The organism is Oceanospirillum sanctuarii (genome assembly GCF_002150805.1).
In the GTDB taxonomy this organism is placed as follows: domain Bacteria; phylum Pseudomonadota; class Gammaproteobacteria; order Pseudomonadales; family Halomonadaceae; genus Oceanospirillum; species Oceanospirillum sanctuarii.
In genome coordinates, this window is sequence record NZ_MTBA01000018.1 from 1 (window position 1) to 25,267 (window position 25,267).

Genomic DNA, 25,267 nt, shown 5'->3' on the forward strand with positions numbered 1-25,267 from the left:
CGACCATGAACTGGCCAGATCTGCAAGCGCATCTGGGTAGTCTCGATCTGGATTGGCCGAACCTGACACTGGGTGAGCTGAAGCTGCAGTATCCGGAGCTGAATCTGGATTGGCCGAATATCGGTCTGACAGATCTGATCTTTGCACTGCCAAAACTGAACCTGTCGGGTTTTGATCTGAATATCGATCTGCCGTCGATTGGCTGGCCGAACATTGCATTGGGTGATCTGGGGGCTTTCTATCCGGATCTGGGCATCGATTGGCCAAACCTGACGCTGCCGGAACTGGTCTTGGCATTACCTCAGCTGGATCTTCCAAATTTCGAGCTGAGCCTTTTCGATATTAATCTGCCGGACTTTGCCTTCCCAACTATCTCGATGGAAGGTCTGGCATTGGATATGGATCTGACCAAGCTTGGTTTCTCCATTTCCGGTCAGTTGGATCTGAACCTGGGTGACTATTTTACTCTGAGTGGTGAGCTGGGCTTCTCGAAGCTGGGCGATGAAATTGTCATTTTGGGTGACGATATTCTGGCGCTTTTTGGTATGTCGGGCTTCACAACCGGCGTAACCAATGGCGATTTGGCGCTGTTGCTGAAAAAAGACTCTACCTTGGCACTGGATGTTGCTGGTGACCTGGTACTGGAAGGTGCAGGCTTTATCACGGATCAGGTTTGGGCGGATTCCGCTCGCCTGCAGTTTAACAACAGCCTGATTAACTATGCTGATACGCCTCGTACTCTAACCATTGGTGATTTGTCGTCTGATCTGACGATGGCTGCAGGTACTGCAGGATCCCCATTCTTTGCTGTGAGTGTGTATGGCCTGAGAGCTCAGCTGGAAGGTGCTGTCGGTCTTTCCGGTGATTTCAGTTTCAGCCGTTCTTTCTCTGAAGCCGGTAATCGCATCATTATGATGACTGGCCATAATGTATCGGCGTATCTGGGTACGGCTGATCTGCGTGCATCCGTCAGCAATGCGGATCTGGCGATGGGCATTTTTGAGCTGGATGCAACCCGTAGCAGTTATGCTCTGTATGCGATTGGTGATGCTGCCCTGGAAGGGGTGACAGAGGTTACCCTAAGCGGTCGTTTTGAGCTGTTCTATAACCGAACTGGCATTCAAACAATCGACTTTGCCGGTGTTGTTGGCACAGTTGATTTTGGCACGACAGCAGATCTGACCGCGATGCGTGCTGCTAATCTGAATGTCAATGTGGCCGATTTCTTCGTCGTTTCCGGTGCGTTTGCCATCGAGAAAACCACCACGAATGTCACTTTGTCCGATGGCCGTACTCTGGATGTGGACCTGCTGACGCTGGGTACTTCTCAGGTGAGTGCTTTTGCCGGTGTGAACCATGGTTCAGCGGATGCGCTTGGCTTCGATCTGACCGGTGCCGACATGGCACTGGCTCTGATGTCGGATGTGAACAACAGTCAGCGTAAATGGATGGGGCTGCAGTCCAGTGTCACATCTGCGGCGTTTGTAGGGGTTGATGGCCTAACAGTTCAGGCGGAGAGCCTGAATGTTGCGATTAACCGTAATCTCAGCCAGCAAGGAGATCCGGTTGCCCAACCGGATCTTCTGACAGATACCGTGCTTCAACTGAATACCGATCTGACATCCGGTGAGCTGGTATTCGACTATATGGCCAAGCAGGCCTTCGTTGCTCTGGCTGTTGGCCGCTCATCCATCAGCCTGCAGTCTGAAATCAAGACCAAGCTGGAACAACTGTTGATCGAAGCCGGTGTAGCTGAAGCTGAGGTTGCTGGTAATGTTCGTGTCTCCGGTAGTTTGGCGGACGGCTTTGAATTGCGTTTTACCGGTGCTTTAGCGGGCCGTGATTTCTCTGATATTGGCGTATCTGCAATTAACCCGGAAGTGGTTACGCAAACGGCAGAGCTGATCAAAGGTGAAGCCGCTCAGGATGCTGTAGTCGTTACGCCTTACGAGCAAAATACACAATATACCCTTAACCTGAACGCTACTCAGGGAACCCTGACCTTTACTCACGCGGGCAACCAGACTCAACTAGAGCTGAGCGACAGTGCAGATACTGACCTGAAAAGCGCCATCACCACACAGTTGGAATCCCTGTCTACTATCGGCGCGGGTAATGTGCTGGTAACGGGCACACGTGCGGATGGTTTCCAGATTGAGTTTATCGGTGCTCTGGCGAACCAGAACATTCTTGGCCTGACAGCTTCACTCTCTCTACCCGTCACCAATGTCAGTGTCAGTACTCTGCAGCAGGGTAGTGTTGTACAGACGGGGTCGACCGTCTCAGGTGTGAAACAAAGCGAACGTCAGTACATCTCATTCTCTAATGCGTTGGCAAAAACCTCTGTGGGCTATCAGCTGCAGATTGGTGATATCACAACGGATCGCATTGACTATTCAACATCAAGCCCTACCCAAAATGTGAAAACCCTTCAGGCCGCTTTTGATAAGGCCTTGGGTAAGAAGAAAGTCAAAATCCGCTTTGACCAGAGCACGACGTCTGCAGAGCCAGGCTACTACATCGACTTTGTGGGTAAGCTGGCTTATCAGGATATCCCTCAAATTTCCCTGGTTACTTCCGAGAAAGTGACTGTATCCCTGGGCACGTTGCAGGAGGGAAGCACCACCACAGTAACACCGGTTTACAGCTCAAGCGCTGAAGAGATCGAGATCACACTGGGCTCCGCAGCAGAAACCACACTACAAATCCGTTTTGATATCGCAGGTAAGGCCTATCAGACCGCTCCTTTAGCGCTGAGCGCTGACGCTGCATCCGTCAAAAGTGCACTGGAAAGTGTATTGAGCGCAGACTTCGGTCAGGCAGAGATTAACGTCACTCAAACGTCTGACGGATGGCGTATCAGCTTTGATGGCGAACTGGCCGGGCAGGATATCGCTAACGTCCGTGTTGATGTAGCGCCGGTTGTGGGCGATGTTGCACTGGATCTGCAGCAGAAAGGCGGTACCCAGACCACTACGGAAACGGTAACAACTCCGGCGGTGAGTGAGGTTCAGCAGTTCACCCTGGACACAGAGGCTGAAGGCGAATACCAGCTCTCTTTCAACCTTGATGGTGTTGATTACACCACGGAGAGCCTGAGTTTTACTGATGGCAGCCGTGAGATTAAAGCCGCTTTGACAGCAGCCCTGTCTTCTGTTGCAGGTGCTGAACTGAGTGTTGTTGAGCGCAGCGAAGGCGTTTGGGAGATCCGTTTTGCCGGTTCCCTGACAGGCAAAGATATCGGCCTGTTGTCCATTGCTATCAGCCCGAAACAAGCTTATGCCGAACTGTTGGTTGAGCAGAAGGGTGAAACCCTTGCTCAGCCGGATCTGGTAGGTGAGGTTAATCCGGAACTGGTTGTGGACTTTGCGGTTCAGTCCCTGAATGTTCAGACCGGTATTGGTAGTCAGTTCACGCTGGATATGGACGGTTCAGAAGGTGCAATCACCCGCATTGGTGCGGATATGACGGTTGATCTGTTCGGCTTTGTGCAGGTGAATGGCATCTTCGTGATGGATCGCACGCTGAGTGAGGTACAGAGTACAGCCGGTGAAACCATTGCCGTGGATCAGCTGGTACTGGCCGGTGGCGGTATCAATGCCTTTGCGGGCATGAACGGTGGTCAGAGCGATCAGACCGGACTGGCTTTACAGGAAGTTGACTTTGTACTGGGACTGTTTACTGAACAGGCGGATGTTGCTGAAAAACGCAACTGGGTAGCGTTGCAGGCGAATGCCAACTACGCCGGTCTGGAAGGAGTTGATGGCGTTACATTAGCCGGTCAGAACCTGGAGGTGATGGTCAACCGTGCCAGTACGATGGATCAGAGCGTACTGGACTTCAGTGGTGATAAAGCACTGACGGCGGAAGTTGTGCCGGGTTATGAGTATGCGCTGGATCTGGACGGATCGCTGGGAGAAGTGACGCAAGTTGCGGGACAAGTTGAATTGGACTTGTTTGGCTTCATGCAGACGTCAGGTCAGGTTGCAATTGAAAAATCTGAGCAATCTGTTCAGTTGGCTAATGGTGATCGCATCGCCGTTGATATGCTTTCCATTGGCGGGAATGCTCTAAGTGCATTTGTCGGTAATAACGGCGGCAGCAGTTCACAGGTAGGCCTTGCCGTTAATGATGTGGCCTTTGGCCTTGCCCTTTTAGCGGAGCAGGTCGATGAGGGCGCAACAGCGCGTCGTTGGACCACTCTACAGGGAACTGCGGGTGGTATCTCTCTTGATGGGATCGATGGCCTGACCGTCAGTGCGAATAATCTGAACATATCGGTTAACCGTGCGTCTGCTGATGGCGTAGTTGTGGACTATTACGCCCAAAATCTATCTATTAAAACTGGACCTAATTCTGACGGTGAAGCTGCCAGTATTACTTTGAACCTGGATGGGCAACAGGGGGAAGTACTCAAAGCAGAGTCTAACCTGACATTGGATCTGTATGGCTTTATGCAGGTTTCGGGTGGTTTTGCTTTTGAAAAGTCGAGTCGTACTGTAGTCCTTGATGATAAGACTAGTGTCGAAGCATCCCTGCTGAGTATTGGTGCGTCTGGTGTGAGTGGCTTTGTTGGTGCTAATAGCGGAGCCAGCAATGAGATCGGCTTTAAGGTATCAGACCTGAACCTTGCCCTTGCGATTCTAAGCGAAGAATCTGCGACTGATGCACGTAGCTGGACCAGCCTTAAGGCTCAGGTCGGTAATGCTAGTTTTGTCGGTATTCAGGGATTAACTGTTGCGGCAAGTTATTTAGATGTAGTGATTAACCGGGCGGCTAAAGATGGTTCTCTGGTTGACTATAGCGAAGGTGCTACGGATCTTAGCATTGCGACAGGACCAGGTTTGACACAGGCGTTGGATATTGATGCGAGCCTTGGTGAATTGCTGATGGTATCCGGCAACATGAATCTGGATCTGTTCGGCTTTATGCAGGTAAACGGCATGATGGCATTCCAGCGTTCAGTGACATCTGTACAGCTGGCTGACGGTAGTCTGATTAACGATGCCCAGCTGTTGACTCTGGGGGCAAGTAATTTAAATGCCTTTGCTGGTCTGAATGCAGGTACAGAAGAAGCGCTTGGCCTCAATCTTGTGGGTGTTGACCTTGGTCTGGCTCTGATCAGCGACTCAGTTGATCAGACCCGAAGCTGGACAAGCCTGAAAGCCAAAGCTCAAAGTGCGTCATTGGATGGGGTCGACGGTTTGAATATTGCTGGTTCCCAGCTGGCAATCGATATCAACCAGGCTAATAAGGCTGGTGACTCTGTTGTTGATTTTGCCGTAGATGCTACTGCACTTACTGTTAAAACCGGTTCAGGCGTTGATGATCAGGTTACGCTGGACATGCTAGGTGAGCATGGAGAGCTATTGCGTGCAAGCGGCCAGTTAGACCTTAATCTATACGATTTCCTGCAGGTTTCAGGTGGTTTTGCCATTGAGAAACGTCAGCAATCTTTCTACCTGAATGATGGTGTTTATTCAGAAAATGAAGCAGATGCCGTAGCCCCTACTGTTATTGAAGCTGATTTGCTGACCATTGGTGCCTCGGGTTTAGATGCCTTTGCAGGTGTGAATGGTGGTAGTGATGATGCGCTTGGGCTGATCATGAATGATCTGGATCTGGGTTTAGCGCTGATTAGTGAGCGTAGTGGTGCTAAGCGTCAGTTCACAAGTTTGAGTGCAACTGCCGGAAAAGTAGGTTTCACCGGAGTTGATGGTGTCGACCTGAGTGCCAGTAATATCGCCGTTGAGATCAACAAAGGTATTGCTGGTACCAATGGCAATCCTGATCTTGTGATCGATTATTCTGCAGAGCAGCTTGAAGTCCTTTCAGGTGACGGTACCTTCCAGAGCATCAATATGGAAGGTTCAGATGGTGAGCTGCTGCGTGCTTCCGGCGATATGAGCCTTAATCTGTTTGGCTTTGTTCAGGTTGCTGGAAATCTTGCCTTTGAAAAATCGACCAGTCAGATTACCTTGGCCGCGGATGATAAAGGACAGGTCGAGACCCTTTCTGCAGATCTGCTGACTTTGGGCGGCTCAGGCCTGTCTGCTTTTGCCGGTGTTAATGGCGGTACCTCCGATGCAATAGGCTTTGCTCTGGCTGATACCGAGTTTGCATTGGCGCTTATGAGTGACAAAGCAGATAGCAGTCGTTCCTGGACTTCCCTGCAAGCGAATGTTGGTTCCCTAAGTTTTCAGGGGATTGATGGTCTGACCGCTGCAGCGACGGATTTTGATATTTCGGTTAACCGAGCTAATAACGTACAGGATACTGTCGTTGATTTTGGTGTCGGTGCGACTGAGCTTGAAGTAACTACAGCCACTGACAGTAGTTTTGCCCTGAATATGGCGGGTAGCCGTGGAGAGTTACTGGAGGCCGCAGGGAATATCGAACTTGACCTGTTTGGTTTCGCATCTCTGAGCGGTGGTTTTGCAATGAGCAAGTCTACAGCTCAGGATCAGATTCAACTATCGGATGGTAGCCGAATTGCCGTTGCTGACCTGATCACCATTGGCGGAAGCAATATTCAGGCATTTACCGGCATTAATGGACATACTGAAGACCGAGTTGGCCTCGCGCTAGGTGATGTAGACTTTGCGCTTGCACTGATTACAGATCGTGATAACACCTCCCGTACTTTTACGAGCCTTCAGGCTTCGGCTGGCTTGGCTGGTTTTGTTGGTATTGAGAACCTAACGGTAGAAGTACAACAACTTGAACTCAGTCTGAATAAGGGCGTTCGTCTGGCTGCTGAGCCTGAGGTGATTACTAAGGTCAATACTCAATATCAGCTGGATATTCCTGCAAATTTTGTTGGTGAGCTGACACTGCAGCATGGCGGAGCTTCACAGTCAGTTGTAGTTGGCAGTACCACGACGGATGCGGAATTGCTTGAGTCACTGACTCGTGCATTTGGTCAATTCAGTGGTGTTGGTGCTGGCAATTTTGTCATTTCAGGTAACCGTTACAACGGTTTTGTGATTGAGTTTCTGGGAGCGCTGGAGGGTAAATCCTCAGCAGAGATTGGAAGCTTCTCTGTTGCAGCTCAGGTTGCAGAAGCAAATGTAACAAATACCACTGCTTCAGAGTCCTATGCCGGACAGAATGAAACCAAACTCTTAACCATCATTCGTGATCGAGTTGACCCGCCAAAAGCAGATGTTGAGGTTATTGCTGGTCAAGATGCTGCAGCGGGTGTTGATGAGCTTCAGCGACTAACTATTACCGGGTCAACAGGTGTTGTCTCTTCTGCTACGGCGACGGTAACTGCAGTACAGGATGGTTCTGGGATTGCTCAGAATACCGGTTATGCGGTGACCTTTAACAAGAAATTCGGTTTCCAGGGCTTTAAACTGTTTTTCACCGATAAGCCAGTGCTGCCGGTGACTTATAACCATAACTATGCTGAAGATACTTCAAAAACAATTTCAGAGCTGAAAACCGCCTATGCCAAGCTGCTGAAGGATTATACCGGTGGTGTTGTCGTGACCGACAATATTCTGGTGACCCTGGATTCAACTTATACGGGTTCCGGTAACCGTTATCTGATTGAGCTTGGCGGTACACTTTCGGGAATGGATATCCGAAAAATTGGTATGCGTAGTGAAAAAGGAGCCTTTAGCTATAAACAACTTTCTGGCAGCAGCGCTGGCCAGAACGAAGTTCAGCTGCTTAAGGTCGAGTTCCAAGGTAATGGTCATTTCAACATCAACCTGAATGTTGAAGGCGAATCTCTTATCACAGGCAATATTAACTTTGGTGCCGATGTCTCAACTGTTGCAGCTGCGCTAAATGCTGTGCTTGGTTCCGGAGCTGTCCAGGTTAGCGAACAGGATAATCAATACCTTATCGAGTTTACTGGTGAATATCAGGGGGTAGATCTACCCAAGCTAAGTGTCAACTTGTATCCGGCTTCTAATACACCAAGTGGTAGCTTTACTTTGAGCTATGCAGGCCAGTCGACTGGGCCTATCGAATACAGTAATGACAGTTCTATCCAGGCAAAACGTATTGAGAGTGCGCTTAACGGTCTGTCAAATATTGGTTCCGGTGACATAGCCGTTAACTTTAATAGTGCCCAAAGTGGCGGCTCTGAGCGTGTATTTGATCTGTCTTTTACAGGTACCTTGGCTGCAAGCGATGTTACCTCTGTTACCGCAAATATAAGTAATCTCCATAATGCGCAGCTAGCAATGGAAACTGTTTTGCAGGGACAGTCCGTTGTTAATGCCGCTCAGAAACTGATAGTGGATGTGGACTCTGATGCTGAGGGTAGCTATGTACTGAGTCTGAGTCATAATGGCCAGACTTATGAAACGGATGCTATTGCGCTTCAGGCCGATGCAGCCGCTATTGCTGTGGCTCTGAATACCGCTTTAACAGGTGTTGGTAGTGTCGAGGTTTCCACCTTTGATGGCAGTCTGTTTGAAATCAATTTTGCTGGTAGTCTTGCCGGTCAGCAGGTTGAAGCATTAACACTGAAAGATCTGACCGTTATTGAGCCTGAGACCACTGGCAGTTTCACCATTTCTATGGATGGCATCCATTCCTCGGCCATCGAATACACCTCGGATAACACTCTTCTTGCCTACCGTATCCAGAATGCACTGGAAGGTATGTCAAATGTTGGGGTTGGTAATGTTGAAGTTGTTTACAACTCGGCTCGAAGTAGCGATCAGAGTGCTGCGTTTGAATTGCGTTATCTGAATGACCTTGCCACTTTAAATATTTCTGATATTACCAGTCATTTTACTGATCTCGAGCTGGGCAGTGTACGTCCTATCAATCTGGTTCAGGGTGTTCTTAAACAGTCTGAAATCCAGACTTTAAGTATCCAAAGTGAAGACAAAGAACAAACCTTTGATCTGACTTTTACTGACTCGGAGCAGAATTACCGTACAGCGCTCTTATCGACTTCCATGACTGAAGCAGAGGTTCAGGCAGCGATTGATGCGGCCCTAAGTGGGTTATCTGGCAAGAAAGCACAGGTGCTTTTCTTTAACGGAACTGAACTTCAGCTGAGCTTTGTTGGTGAGTGGGAAGGCGTCGATGTTGCGCCAGTTGTTATGTCTCTTCAGCAGAAGAGTGTTTCTGCTGGTTTTGAACTAACGGTAGATGGTTTTACTCACATTAAAGAAGCCTTGCCTGAACGCACTTTGGTGGTTGATTACTCTGAGAATGCAACAGATCTAACCATTCGTACAGGGCCTGAGTCTGAGCAGCATTTCTCTTTGGATGGGCAACGGGGTGAACTTGCTGAAGCGCGAGGCGATCTGACAATAAACATTGCTGATTTTGTCGGCATATCGGGTTCATTTGCCTTTAGTACAGCAGACCAGGGCGAGACTCAGCAGTTCTATGCCTTGGGACATAATATTGATGCTCGTCTTGGTGTTGATGCAGCTTATGTAGGGGTTTCTGGGGCTAGCTTTGGTCTGATAAGTGACTCAAATGGGCAATTGGCTATAGAGGTTCGGGATGGTGCATTTGCAGCAGAGATTGACGGACTGAGCGGAATTGCAGCAGATGAGGTTATGGTTCAGTACACCAATGCTTCAACTGAGGTTGCAGCAGGTACTACTCTCACCATCTTCGATGATAGCTATGTATTCACTAATACTATTGCTGCGGATACGGCGGGTGTAGCTGTTCGTGGTTTCAGTGCAGGTGTTGCTGACTTTGTAACCTTGGAAGGGGATCTGGGCTTTAAGAGACAGGGCAGTGACATTATTGCTGTTGGTGAGAATATGGATGCTTCTCTTACAGCAGGAAGTGCGTATCTCCGCCTTGATGATGCTGCTTTCGGCCTCATAGCAGGCAGTGGTAAAACAGCTTTCGAGTTTACCCGTGGTGCTTTGTCTGCAGGAATTGACGGGCTTGGCGGCATTTCTGCTCAGGAAGTTATTGTCCAATACACGAATGCTAAAACGTCTGTGAGTGCTGGAACAAAGGTCGGTGTGGGCTCTTTGGAGTATACCTTTGGTCAGGCCATTGCGGCTAATACCGTGGCTTTTGGCCTTAAGGGCTTTAGTGCAAGTGTTTCAGACTTCGTTACTCTCGAAGGCGATCTGGGCTTTAGCAAAGCGGGCAATGATATCGTTGCAATCGGTAATAATCTCAGTGCTGGTATGGCTGTTAGCACTGCTGCATTTGTACGTGTGGAACAGGCCCGCTTTGGTTTGATGACAGGTTCAGGCAAGACTGCTTTTGAACTTTCAGACGGTCGTTTTGCAGCTGGTATCGAAGGTTTTGCGAATATTACTGCTGAGCAGGTTTTCGTTCAGTACACCAATGCCGGTACATCGGTCGCCGAAGGTACAGAGCTAAATATCGGCTCTATCAATTATGCGTTTAGTGGGGCAATTGCTGCAAACACCGTATCTCTTGCTGTGAAGGGCTTCAATGCCGATATCGCTGATTTCGTAAGTCTTTCCGGCGATATGGGATTCAGTAAAACGGGTAATGACATTATTGCTGTTGGCGATAACGTAGCAGCAAGCTTCGGTGCAGATGGTGCTGGTAAGTTCAGTCTAAGTCAGGCCCGTTTCGGCTTTATTCTTTCTTCCAGTCAGCTTGCAGTTGAATTGACCGGCGGTGAACTGGTTGCTGAAATCGCGGGCTTCAATCTGTTGCCGTTCGATTCCGTCATTGTGCAATACACAAACACCCAGACAACTGTATCTGCAGGGCGCAGCCTGACTGTCGGTGGTGTTAGCTATACCTTTGAGCAGGGAATTAAAGCCGACACAATTGCTTTCGGTGTTAAAGGCTTCCGTGCGAGTCTGGAAGATTTTGTGACCCTCGAAGGCGATTTTGCCTTTGCCAAACAAGGCGATGGTTTCTATGCCGTTGGTAATCGCGTAGAGGCCTCTATCAGTGCTGGCTCTGCCGCATATGTAAAAGTCACTGATGCTGACATAGGTATGGTCAGCAACTCTGGTGGCATTGGCTTTGAATTGAAAAATGGTGCCCTGGACATTGCCATCGAAGGTTTAGACAACATCACAGCTGATGCTGTTGCGCTTCGATACAGCACAAATAATCCGAATATTGCCCAAGGGACAGCAATTACCGTAGGTGATATCAATTATCGATTTGAGGAAGGCTTATTCCAAGAGGCAAGATACTTTGGCCTGACAAATATGCAGGCTAACTTATTTGGCATCGTAGAGATAAGTGGTGATATTGCTTTTGGCCGCAATGGTACGAACCTGACCGCGTACTCTAATGATCTGGATGTAATCTTTAATCTTGGACCTGATATTCAGGCCAGCATGACTGACGCTGATCTGGATCTCAGATTTGGTTCTCAGTTGTCCTTTGATATCCATGGCGTACTAAGTCTGTCAGCTTTTGACTTTATCGACATCAGCTACGAAATTGGCGTTAGTCAGGCTTTCCAGACCGTGACTTTGGATGATGGATCAGAAACCTCGGTTGCGATGCTGACTTTTGCAAAGAGCGGTATTGATCTTTTTGCAGGTGACAATGGTGTTGGTTTTGCCATTGACGATGCAACATTAGGGTTTGCATTGGCAATTAACCTAGGGGATTTTCACCAGTACTGGCTGACACTGCAGGCGGAATCCAGCCAAGTGGGCTTTGTTGGCTCGGATCTGTTTACTGTTAAAGCTGAAGAGCTTCAGGTTGCTATTAACACTACTTCCGCTGACGGGCGAGCAATTGATTACAGCAACCAGCCCCTGACCATTACAGAAGGTTTTGGTGCCAGCATCGGTGGTGAAGGCCTGGGCACAAGTGATACTCCTGCCGTTACTGTTTCTATGTCCGGTGAGACACTCAATGTCCAGGGTGATCTTGAACTTAACCTGCTCAATGTAATGAGCATTCAAGGTTATTTTGCTTTCGAGAAAACTTTCCAGACAGTGCAGCTGAGCGATGGAAGCCAGGCTCAGGTTTCTAATCTTATGTTTACCGGTGAGGACCTGTGGGCATTTGTTGGTTTTGATGGCGGTACAGCAGACGCATTTGGCTTTGAGGCTTCAGGTGTTGATCTGGGATTTGCGATTCTTACAGATCGTACCAACAAGAATCGTCAGTGGACCGCTCTTCAGGGACAGGTAGACCTTTTCTCATTTAAAGGCGTTGATGAGCTTAAGCTTGATGCCACTAACCTTGATTTTTCCTACTACAAAATAGCGCAAGACATGGTCGGTCTGGATTTGGATGCACAGGCGCTGACCTTTGGTGATCTGGATCTGAACTTTAACCCTGGCGTTATGGCTCCTAATGTCGGCAGTGTATTCACATTCTCGGCGAATTTTGATGTCGACTTATTAGGTTTGGCAAAAGCTTCTGACAAGGCTATGGAGCTGAAACTGGAGTTTGACACTCTGGTCTTGAGTGATGGCAGTATCGAGGAAGTTTCGTACTTTACCTTCGCATATACCGACATAGATATTTTTGCAGGGATCGATGATACAGGTCTGAAAATTGATGATCTGAATTTTGCTTTTGCTATCGTTTTCAGCCCATTCAGTCAGGAGTATTGGATCAGTTTACAGGGGGAAACTCAGTACATCGGCCTTGTAGGTATGCCCCTGCTTGATATCTCAGCAGAAAAAGCTGTATTCCAGGTGAACACTGCTGATAGTCAGGGACGTGTTATTGATTATGCGGCTAAAAACCTTGTTGTTCCAACTGGGTTAGGTGGTAGTTACGGTCAGTTTGAAGGAAGCATTGGTGGTACTGGTGACTCAGTAACTTTGGACATCGATGGTTCCAAAGGTGCGCTTTCCCAGATTTCACTCCAGGGCGCTCTTCTTTCGGTTGAGAGCTTTGTCCACTTAGAAGGTGATATAGCCTTCTCTGTAGGCTCCTCTAATTCGCTTTATCTGGGTGGAACCGGGGACTTTTTCCTTGGTGGCACTCCTGTTGCCATGGACTTTATCTCTTTTGTTGGCACAGAAATGAATGCCTTTATTGGTGTTGGCACTCCTTATTTTGGGGAAGGAGATGCCAGTGCAGTTGGCTTGTATGCACGAAACGTCAATATGGCTTTTGTTAACTTCCGAAATAATGAATACAGCATCAATACACTGAAGCTCGACCTGGAAGAGGCAGGTCTGGTGGGGCTTGATGGTGTACTGGAAGCGACGCTGTCTGGCATCAGTGTCGGTATGAACTCTGGAACCAGCAAAGCGAATCCGTCCCAAACGCCTTGGATTGATTTCCAGCGGAGCTATGGAGAGGGCGGCCTTGTGATGTCCACTCTTGGCGATGATGTTGTAATCGACTACGACAACCGTATTGATATCGCGGCACGTGTTGAACATGCTCATATCAATGCAGCTGGCTTCCTGCAGCTTGAAGGTTCATTGGCTTTCTCAAAAGGCACAACGTATGAGCTGGTTGCAGTCGATTCAGGTGCGTTAGCTGACTTCGGAGTACCAGAAACCCTAATTCATGACCTCGATGTTATGACGATTGGGGGCTATAACTTATCTGGTTTTGCAGGCGTTGGCGGAGCAGATGACGGCGTTGGTCTGGCTCTCGAAAATGCGACCTTTGGTATGGCTTTGATGAGAGCTTCCGGCTTTGCGGGCTTGAGCATTCCTGAAAATGTTAAGTCAAAAATGCCAACCTACATCGCGGGTAAAGCCACGGTTGAGTCCGCTGCTTTAGTTGGTTTGGGTGATATTCTCAATGCGAGAGTTGAAGGTGTTGAAATCAATATCAACACAAGTTCAACGGCACTTATTCCTCCAACAGCGGCACTCTTTTTACCGATGCCTCATGTTGATTTCACCAATATGCTGAATACCACTGCTCACTGGTCTGAGCAGGGGATGAAAGTTGATACCGGTAATGATGATGCACCCGTGTATCTAGATTTTGGTGATGAAATTATTCAAGCAAAAGTGGAGTACTTCCAAGGCGAACTTGCTGGCCTAATGCAGGTTGCTGGCTCAATGGCCTTTACTAAGCGTGGCAGTGAAACTGTAACTCTGACGAATAATGAGGAACGAACAGTAACCTCATTGGCTATCGGCATGAGTAATGTCTATGGCTTTGTTGGTGTTGGAGGCTACTGGGAGGAGAACTCATCAACAGGGCGTATAGATGGTAGTTCGATTAACAGCTCAGCCGTTGGCGTTGCTGTTGAAGATCTTTCAGTTGGCTCGGTAGTGATGTTGGATACCAATCCGACAACGGCAGCAACATACTTTGCGACTCAATTAGATCTTACTTCTGCCGGGTTTGTAGGTGTTGATGGCATCACGGCTGATTTCCGACAGGTTGAGCTTGAATTAAACCAGACGATTGGTGCTGGCGTTGCTGTAGTGGATTACAGCAAGTCGACCTATCAGGAATCTGCAGATGGACCTGTGCTGGCTGGTTACCGTGTTGACACTGGTGATAGCGCAGCTCCTGTCATTCTAACCTCCAGTGAGCGTATTGTGCGTGTGCAGGGTGAAGCAGACTTTGATCTGTTTGGTCTCATGCAGTTGGACGGTGTATTCGAACTTAAACTGACAGACGAAGAATTTAACCTTTACATTGATGCCTCCGCTCAGATTGGCCCGGACGGTTTTGGGCTTAGTGTTGAGCGAGCGCAAGCTTTGCTCGTGATTAATCAGCGTGGCATAGCGTCTAAGGTCCAGCTGGAATCTGCCAGTATCGGTATTGGTTCCGTTGCTGAGCTTTCCGTAGATGAGATGACTCTTCTTCTCAACTCCACCGGCCAGGAGGTTGTTTACGAGATTCCAGAGGAATTCCGTAATCCTAATGATGACTCACAGGTAACAATCTCAAATATTCCTCCGATGAAGGATGATCCGGCTGCATTCTACATGTCGCTTGAAGGCACTGGTGGTCTGGAGCTTCTTGGTGGTGCACTGAATATGGATGGAGGTTTCTCCGTACTCTTCAGTGAAAGCCGTACTGAACTGAATCTTGATATGACTTTGGATCTACCTGTACTTGAGCCGCTTTCTGTTCAGGGGAGCCTCGGTGTTGCAACAGGCCTGAATGCAGGGGTTTATGGAAGTCTTCAGGTTGGCCAACCTGGCGGATCAACGATTCTGGATGGCGGTGTCTTTAGCATTGATGCCTATGCGTTGCTGCAAATCAACACTACAACAGCCACTCAAACTGTTCGTGCCCTTAAGCTTGATCAAGACGGCAATGTGTTGCCTGGTCAGTATGAAAATATTGAACTGGCTGAAACCACTCTGAAGTTAGCAGGTTCTGCTGAAATTTCAGTGGCAAATGCGCTGACCCTGAGCGGTCGCATGGATATGCTGATCGATGAAACCGGCATCCAGACCGCACTTGATATGACTCTGGATCTTGGGGCCTTCGGAGAGCTCGAAGTTTCTGGCGCGGCGGCAATTTTTGAGCAGGATGGTGAATCTGTATTTGCACTACGCGCAGAAACAACCGTTGAGCTGGGTATTGCAGCTATCGGCATTAATGCCGGTGCTGTTCTGGAGATTAATACCGGCTCTCAGGATTACACCACTTTACAGGGAGATGTGATCAAGGGCAGTACTCCGTTCAATCTTGAATTAGATGGCGCTATCAAAATTCTTGCCTTTGATATCGATTTTAAAGGTGGAATGAGTCTGACGGATGATGTCTTTGAGATTCGTATCGACAAAGCCAGCCTGGACTTCTTTGGTGCACTGACCGTTGATGTCAGCGGCTATATGCGCTCCAATGGACAGTTTGAAATCAAAGGTGCCGTTGACATGAGCGTCGATATGAAAGTGCTGAAGCTCAGCGCTGGTATGTCGATGACTTTCAGTGATCGTCTATTTGCAGCCAGTGTATATGGTTCTCTGGATGTTCATCTGGATATGGGGCTGTTTGAAATTAATGAGACTCTTGCTGGCTTCAGTGGTGCTATTGAGCTTACAGCAGCCAGTGCGTCCCTGGACGCTAAAGTCACAGTCGCGGGCGTTAGTATATCTGCTGGCTACAGCTGGAGTTGGGGCCAGCCTCCGGTGATTAGTCATCAGGTGGGTGATGTACTTTACCTGCACATGGGTGACCAGATTGACCGTTACAGGGATTCCGGCGGTAAGCTTTATGGCGATATCTACCATGAATCCTTCCGGATTGAAGCTGCTGAGACTGAGGGCAGTGTTATTGTTTCTGCTCTTGGAGAAAGCAAAACCCATAGCGGTGTTAACAAGATTGTTGCCTATGGTGGGAAAGGCAATGACACCATTTTTGTAGGTAGTGGCGTTGATGCCCTGCTCGACTTTGATGGCGGTGCAGGCAATGACACCTTTGTTATTCTGGGCGGCCGTAAGGGTAGTGTTATTCAGGGTGGTGCTGGTAATGATAGCTTTATCGGCGGTGATGTATCAGGCATTCAGTACTTCGGAGGTGAGGGTAACGATAAGTATCGGGGTGGTGTAGGTGCAGCCACCATTAATATGGGGTCAGGTAAAAACACTATCGTAGCTGGAAGCGGTGATGATGTGATTACCGTTGCGGACTCTGCAAAGACTACGCTTGATCTTATGGCAGGTAATAATACGGTTTACGTAGATTTAGCCGGATCTCTGGATATTAAGGGTGGGTCTGGTGATGACCGTATTGTTCTGCAGAGTTTTGCATCGACAGAAGCGCTGAAACTGGAAAACTATGCCTTCAGCTATAAAGATCGCCTGATTACTCTGGATGATGCAGTTGAAACATTGGAAGTAACTGATACTGCAAACAAAACGCGCCTGGTAAGTGATTCTGGTTATACCTGGGGGGCTGCTGGCCTGAAACTGACTTCCAGCGGTCTTCTTGATGTATCCCGTGCTACGCTGGATGCTCCGATGGGGTATTTCAATATCCGCTCTGTTGGTTTGGAGGGGGTGCTCAATACCCAACTGGACCGTTTCACTTATGTTAATACAGGAACAGGTTCCGCCGCGGATATCATTGTTCGCGAGCAGGACAGTCTGAATATTCTGTCAGGTAACCGCGGGGCACAAGGAGGTCTTTATTCTGCAGCCGGTATTATTGACCTTGAACTAGCTGTTCGAGAAAGCCTTCTGACTTTGGAATCTGGTGTTATTCAGACTGTCGGTGGTGGCGCAATCAGGCTATTGGCTGATGATATCGATTTTGCTTCCGGTGATAACCGTGTTCGTGGTTCAGGGGAGCTTATCATTCGTGCTAAATCCCAAAACCAGAATTACAGCATCGGTGGTGCAGGCCAGTCTGGCGCTGGTCGTGATTTCAGTGTAAGTGGCAAAACCGGTTCAATGGAGTTCGGAATGGGTGACCTTTCCGCACTGCAAGATGGTTTTGCTCACATCACTATTGGTCATCAGGCTGATGGTGTGACCATGTATTTAGGTGATGTTGAAGACAAGAAACTTGGTGTATTTGATTTCAGCGCCCGCTTTGACGATGTAGTAGATCTTTATGCTGATCGTATAACGGTAGCTGGTGATGTGCAGTCTTCAGATAGTCTGACCTTTAATGGTCGGGTTATGGAAGTCCGCCGGGCCAATATGCATAACCCTATGGGAACTCCGGATGCGGGTATTTATGGCCGTGAAACCCATCTTAACTTATCAGAGCAGTTGGTTATCTCTGGTTGGATCAAGGGTGAAAATCTGGTTGATATCAGTGTCCAGGGTTCAACTGGCATCGATGCTCTGGTGACTTTTGGTTCTGAAGCTAACTCTATATTCAGTGATACTGGTAGTTTGATTCGCACTTATGCGGATAACAGTCAGATTATAATTGATACGTCTCACTCTATTCTTTCGGCTAGCCTGATCAAAACGGCTGCAGCGGGCAGTCAGATCAATATCGACAGTTCCACCGGAATTCGCTTCTTAGAAGGTAGTGTTTTGACTTCTCTGGGAGGCAATAGCTCGGTCAACCTGACCTCTGATCAGTATCTGATCATGAATTCTGGTTCTGCAATGTTGGTTGGTGCTGCTTTTGAAGGGGATGACCCAGTCAAGGTCGCCGATGATACCTCCCTAAACATAAACACTCAGGGCGAATTGCGTCTTTCCGGTGCGATTACCACGGGTGGCTCTATGTCGCTGGCGTACGGTGAGACATTCAATGATTATGCGGACTATTTTGACACCATTCCTGGCAAAGTATTGACCAAGACTGATTACGATAGCCGAATTATTGACGCCTTACAGTCGGGAAGCCTTTCTAATGAGTTAAAAGATTTGCTTTCTGAAAGTGGCTTAACTCTTGCGGATAATGCAGGTGTTGTCTCTATCGCGAATTACACGCCATTCTCAGACTTAGAACCTGAAGTTAAAGCTCGAATAGCCGAGAGCCTAGGATATACCACTTATGAAAATGGTGGTTTTTACAATGACAATACTCATACTTTCTATGAGGATATCAAAGTTGGTAGCGTTGATCTTGCTGCGCAAATAGCTTACGCAAAAGCCAACGGATACAGTGTTCTTTCAGGAACATACTACTTCAATGCCCTCACTGGTGAGCTTACCTCAAGCTTGGTTCAGGGCGAATCAGCTGATTACTCAAACAAAACTATCGACTGGGCTGCGTATGGGGTTTCTGAGCCTTCTGTAAACACAGCATTTGACAGCCTGAGTAAGGAGCAGAAGGAAGCTGTTGCCTTGTCTCTGGGTTACAGTGTTGAGCCTAAGTTTGAGTTCTCCCGAATTGCTTCTACAGGTGAACTGGATGACAAAAGAAGCACTTTCGGTGCCTACTACTTTGATGCCAATGCCAGCTGGAGCAAGGATGGAGCTCCTACCCCTGATGCCACGTTATCTGATCTGACCATTAATCAGAAAATTGATGCGGCTAAGTATTTGGGTTATTTCCCAGACTATGATGTGCGTGAGATTGATTGGGGGATTTTGGAAACTCCGGATGTTGATACCAGCTTTGAGCGTTTAAGCACAGCTCAGAAAGAACTAGTTGCTAATTCACTGGGCTTTAAAACAACGATTTCCGGCTACTACTTCACTAACCTGACGGCAACACCAGAGAAGAGAATTCTGGAAACCTTTACTCAGGGTGTTGTTACCGATTATCAAAACAAAAACATCTTCTGGGGAGATGTTGGTGCACCGTCTGAGAATGCCTCTTTCGATAGCCTGACAAATGCGCAAAAGCAGGTTGTGATTAGCAGTCTTGGTTTCGAGCAGTTTACAGGTACTAGTTTCTACAATGCCGAAGCTCCTCAAGGCCAGCAGATGAAGCATGGCTTTGTAACTGGTAATCAGGTTGACTATAACCTGATTGACTGGGGGGGGGGTGGTGCTCTTGAAGATGACCTAGCAAGTTTTGAATCTCTCACTTTTGCCCAACGAAGTGCTGTTGCTGATTCAATGGGGTATGCACTATATCAGGATCAGGTGTTTTATAACCCTGCTGCAGATACCGAGTCAGGTGAATCTGAAATTCGCATAGCTTTCTCTGAAGGTGATTCAGGTGATTATCAGCTCTCGGAAATCAGCTGGGGCGATCTTGATGAGCCCGCTCCCGGTGTGGATTGGACTGACCTGACAGTTGAGCAGCAGAATCTGGTTCTTGAGAAGTTAGGCTATCGTCGCTTTGATGGCCAAGTGTGGTTTAGCTCAAATACTCAAGAGTTCCGACTGAGTTTTGTTCAGGGGGACGTTTCCAAGAATGCAGATGGGACATATGATCTGCTCGAGGATGAGTACGATTATCGTAACTCTGACATTCAGTGGACGCAGGTACTATTGCCTGAAAGTTCGCATACTGAATTTGACGCTTTGCAAGCGGATCAGCAGTTTATAGTTCTGGAAGCAATGGGGCTTGCACATTATCAACAGCCTGTTTATTTCAATGCTAATCCAAACTCTGATCAGCTGCTTGATTATGTAATGACAGCCTTTACCGAGGGGGTTCATTACAGTAATGCAGATCTAGAGGCTTCATCTGCCGCTAAAGGAAATCGTTGGCTGGTCAGTGACGGAGCACATGAATACTTAGTTTATGCCTACGATGAAAATAATGACGGTATCTACGAAGAGATTCAGGTTCAGCAGCCTCATGAGCTGGTAGGTCAGCGTGGCTATGGCTTCCTGATGAACGGTACTCTGACGACTCTGGGTGATGGCGAAGGCATAGCCATTACCGGTGAAAAAGAAGTCATTGTACGAGGTAATATCAACCTTCTGGGAACAGACTCTGACCTGACACTTCAGTCAGACAGTTGGGTTTACTGGGAAGGGCAGGCTAAGGTAACTGGTGATATCAATATCTATGGCGGTGTTGGAACTGATGGCTTGGTTCCCGCTTCCTATATCAACGGTGGGGCTAATAGCGAAGGTATCAGTCTCTATATCCATGCTGCTTCTAGGCTTAATACCTTATCGTCGAATACTCACGTAAGCCTCCATGCAGGCCAGGATGCGATCATTAATGGGGCGGTTGTTGCCGGAGGCATTATTGGAGAGAACGGTGTCAACTGGATAGGGCAGGGCGATAGTGATGTATATGTATCAGCAGGACAAAAAATCGTGCTGGACACGGCTCTTCAGGCATCTCGCTCAGTATCTCTAACAACGACGGCAGCACCGGGTGCCGATGATGATGGCCTTTCAGTGCAGATCTCGTCTGCGGGAGGTTTGACTGCCGCAGGTCTAACCATTGATGGTTCAGGAGGCTTGGTACAGATTAATGCTGTAGGCCACGCTGAAATTGTTGGCAGTATTCTTTCCGGAGGCTCGGCCACTCAGATATTTGATAACGGCAAGTTGGTCTCTGAAACGATTCACTGGTCTGATGAAGATTCTACTGTTGACCTGAAAGCCGGTGGTCAGCTCTATCTTGGCGGTCAGGCTAAGACTGAATCAGGTGGCAGTGTCGAGATCGGCAGCACTATCCGTGCAAATCAACTGATCCTTCTTGAAGGTGGTCAGCAGCGTGATGGTGATGGCAAGGGTGTGAAAATGCCTGGTGGTACTCGTATCGCGACGGCAAATGATGATGGTGAAATCCGTATCAAATCAGGCCACGATGCTGAGCTGTTTGGCTTAATCGTTGCTGGTGGTGAGGTTCGCGATCATTACGACAGTAGAGGTCTCTACTTAGGCTCGACCAGACACTACGGGGAAGGTGCGTCCAAAATCAGTATTGAAGCCACTGAAGGCCAGGTGCGTTTGGGGCGCGATTTATATGCAGGTAGCCTGATTGATGTTCGTGGAGGTCTTGGTTCATTTGCTGATGTTGAGCGTTTTGCGGATCAGGGTGTTGTTATCTACGGTTCCAGTACACTCAAAACGGGCCTGCAATATTCGGAAATTAACCTGAGTGCTGCGGGGGATCTGACAGTTCTTGCTACTCCTTGGTCTCATCAGATAGATGCTCAAGGTTTCGTGGAGTTTGCTGATGGTGATATCAGTGAAGATATTTCCTTAAATCTCGAAATAGATCTGGGTACTCATAAAGTCAACGGAGTTGTAACTCTTTCTCGCGATGTAACCCTGGATAATAAGGGTGTAACTGACCTTGCTGAAGATCTGCGTAATGCAATCTATAACACCGAGTTCTTGGTTGTTGAATCTGTGGCAGGCTCTCCGGCAGTAGGTTCGGTGCAGGAAATTGGTGCAGAGGATCTTCAAGTAAGGGTTGAAGATGGTCGCATGCGCCTGACAAGCTTTAATGAGTTTGCTCTTAAGCAGTCTGGTTCGTTTGGTCTGGGTCGTCTGGGATTCAGCACTATTTCAGATGGTGATCTTGTATCAGAAGGGCATGTTGCACTGGATGCAGGCCAGAAAGGCTCTGTGATCAACCTTGGTAAAGCTGGAGCTGTGGGTGGCAAAGTCACTGTTCAGAACCATATTGTTGGACATGATGGCGTTAACTTCTTATCCGGTGTAAGTGGCTCTGGCCTCGATCTAGGCATTCTGGGTATTCTGGAGACTCGCTCAGGCAATATTGAATTGTCTCCGGTTGGTGATTCCGTTCTTAAGGGAAGCCTGATTGCTGCTGGCTACAACGCTGATGTCATTATCAATGCAAGCCGTTCTATCGAGATTTTTGGTGATCTGACGGCAAATCGTGACATCATCATTAATGCTGGAACGGGTGTTGAGTCTGGCGTTACCAGTATAACTACTCATTCCTCTGCAGAATTCCAATCTACAGGTGCATCTGGTCGGGTGCTGATCACGGGTCTGAACGATGTACTGATTAACTCCCTGATTGGTCATAATAACCCTGGCCTGAAAGAAGTTCGTGTAACTGCTGAAGCTGGTACGCTTGAACTCTCTTCCGATGCGGGCAATATTGAGACAGCAGGTTTGATTGCTCTGAAGGGGCAAAATGTCGTTCTTGCAGGTGTCATTAACAGTACACGCAACACGTCACTTCTGACCGATAACGAAATTCATATCGAAGCGACTCATGACGTCTTTATTTCCGGTGAGATAACCCTTACAGGATCTATGCTGGCGAAATCAGGAAGGGATCTAACGATCTTTAATACTGGTATTGATGCTTCCGGTGAGAACCAACGTCTGAGCCTGGTTTCTGGTCGCAACATGGCGTTGGGCAATACTGATCCGGTTGCTGGTGATCAGGAATCTTATGCTGCAATCCTGCAAGCAAGCCGTCTGTTGGAACTGACAGCGACAGGTCAAATCACACTGGGGGCTGATGCCCTGTTGTTCAGTACTGCTGATAACAGTCAAATCAAACTTAAAGCTTCACGATTGGATCTGGTTGGATCGCTGAAGGCGGGTGCGACATTTGGTTTTGCCAGCAATGACGAGCATTGGGCTGGTGAAAGTGCTGTTATTGATATTCGTGCTGATAAATCAGTTTATATCGGTGGTGATGCCCTGAGTCAACAGGATCTGAGTGTTTACTCTAAGGGTGGATACCTTGCGGCCACAGGAACAGTAAAAATTCGGGCAGGTCAGGATTCTAATGGTATAGGGATTAGTCTCAGTAAAGAGAGTTCGATTACCTCCAATGCTGGTTTCGGTAACTTGGCGGAAAACTTGGATAGTCAGGTTAAATTAAGTGCCGGCGGTCAGATTCAGGTGGCCGGCGTGATCCGGGCAGAAGATGCTGGGGCTGACGTTACTCTGAACAGTAATAGTCTGGTAGCAATTGATAATCTGCTACATGCGAATGATCAACTCAGCATCACCGGCGGTACTCATAGCAGTAAATTGGGCGTTTGGGTTAAATCTATTCAACTTGATGCCAATAACGGCTTCAACTCCGGCGGCTCACTTGATGTTGGTGAAGGCGGTGACATTCAGATCGCTTCAAATGACGGCATCTATATCCAAGGTAACTTAGGGCAGTTGGATGATCTCAATAATCCGACTGCTGGTTCTGCAACACTTAACAGCAGTTCTGGCAACGTTACTCTGACTGGCTCCATCGATGTTAAAGATGACATTCAGGTTCTGGGTAATCAGATCAATATACTGGCTGGTGGTTATGCTTACGCGACCGCAGAGAATTCGTCGGTTTATATGCACGCCCGTGAGAGTCTGCTGCTTTCTGCGCCTACCAGTAGCATCCTGCCTTCAAACATACCTGCAATTGTTAAAGGTGATTCTCTGGTGCACCTGGCTGCACCTATGATGAATATTGCAGGTATTGTCGAAGTGACTGGTGAGCAGGGTTTATTACTGCTTAACTCCGGCGACCAAATGAACATAACCGGCCTGGCTAAGTCTGCGGGAGATGTTCGTCTGCAAGGCGGTGCGAATATTGAAAACACTCGACTCGCGCTGGAAAGTGAGCTTGCAGTAGATAACTTAAGTGATGGTCTGATTCAGGTTCTGGACTCAGGTTCAGTATCCGCTGAAGGTGATATAGAAATAAAAACAGGTGGTCAGTTCAAACTCCAGGCTTCTGCTGAAATAGCCGGTGAGACTCAGCTCAAGCGTCCTGTTATTCAGCTTGTCAGTGAAAATATTCAAATTGTTGTTGGCACTCGAGATGTGGCGGTTGGTGTTATTGAAGTACCCGTTATTGAATGGGTGACAACAACCACAATTGATCTTGTAGATCATGACAAAGTAAAAGTTGGGGAAGAGTACGTCACAATGGACGTAACTCTGAAGCAGATTGGCTATTACAACCCGAGTGCCCCTGCTGGCCGTGAATTCCGTGAGTTCTTTATTGAAGGCGTGGATTACGATAATAGCAATGCGGCAATTTGGTCTTTTGTAGATGTGCTGGGTGTATATGGTGAAGCAGGAGCCACTATTGTCGCAGAGCAGCCTCATCACAATTATAAGGGAGAGGATAAAAAAGGTACGGGCTATAAAACCTTTGGTGAACTGAATGATGTTCAGCGCCAGGCGGTGCTGAATTATCTGGGTTATATGCCGCTGTTTGAGTTTGAACACTCAAATGTTGTGCTGCATAAGACACATAATAATGTCGTAACCGAAATCACAGATTACACCCCTGATTGGGAAAATAACCCTCTGGGTTATTACCATGTGGATGTCGATGGCTGGAAAGATAAGTACATCTTAATGCCGGAAGGCTCTCAGGCAGATCTACTTAACATTGTATCTGATGAGGGGGGGGCAAAATACCTGACTGATGATGCCAATATGTCAGGTTCAGACACCAGTGGTAGTTGGGTTGACGCTGATGAAAATCCAGGCGGTGAATGGGTAGGGCGCTATCAGGATTCATCTATTGTTAGCTATAACCAGATGGGCTCTCGTTTTACACAGGATCAGTTGAATGCTCTGGCTTCCGGTCGACTAGAGGTAACAGGTATGAACCAGTATGGCAATGCCTACTGGGCAGTTACTTACGATGTAGGATCAGGTAGCCGTCAGTATGATATGGCCATTTCTGCCAGCGATAAGTCGGTCAGTTATGATCCTAGATGGACTTGGTTAGAGCAGACAAAGTCCAAAGAAGATGCACCCATTCAGGCCTCTTTTGTGAGTACTACTGCACCTGTTGCGGAATGGTACATTGATGGTAGCCACCAAGGAACGAAGTCTACCCAGTTCACAAATACCATTTATGCTGATAATCAGTATTTCGACATCCTTCAGTCTGGTGGCCAATCAACTGAGTCTTGGAATAATACGTCTTCTCTGACATTGAGAGACTCGGAAACGACGACACCTAAATCAGCCGGCAGCTTTAAGTATTGGACGCCTTGGAAAGAGGTGTATCTGGGTTATGTGAATAGTTACTCATACTCATCATGGGGTTGGTCTGACTATAGAGACAAAATGCCTCGAATTGATAAGAGCTATGTTCGCAATCTTGGAGCCAATCACACAGAGGTAGAAACTCGTGCTCGCACCAA

Annotated in this window: 1 protein-coding gene (cut by a window edge); it reads left to right on the forward strand. The window is 47.9% G+C overall.

Features of this window, described 5'->3' with window-relative positions; translation table 11 throughout:
* The coding region annotated (locus tag BV405_RS17735) for a hypothetical protein (protein ID WP_086482148.1) crosses the window boundary (this coding region is incomplete at both ends): on the forward strand, positions 1-25,267 show 25,267 of its 36,653 nt. Its footprint extends 11,386 nt past the window's final position.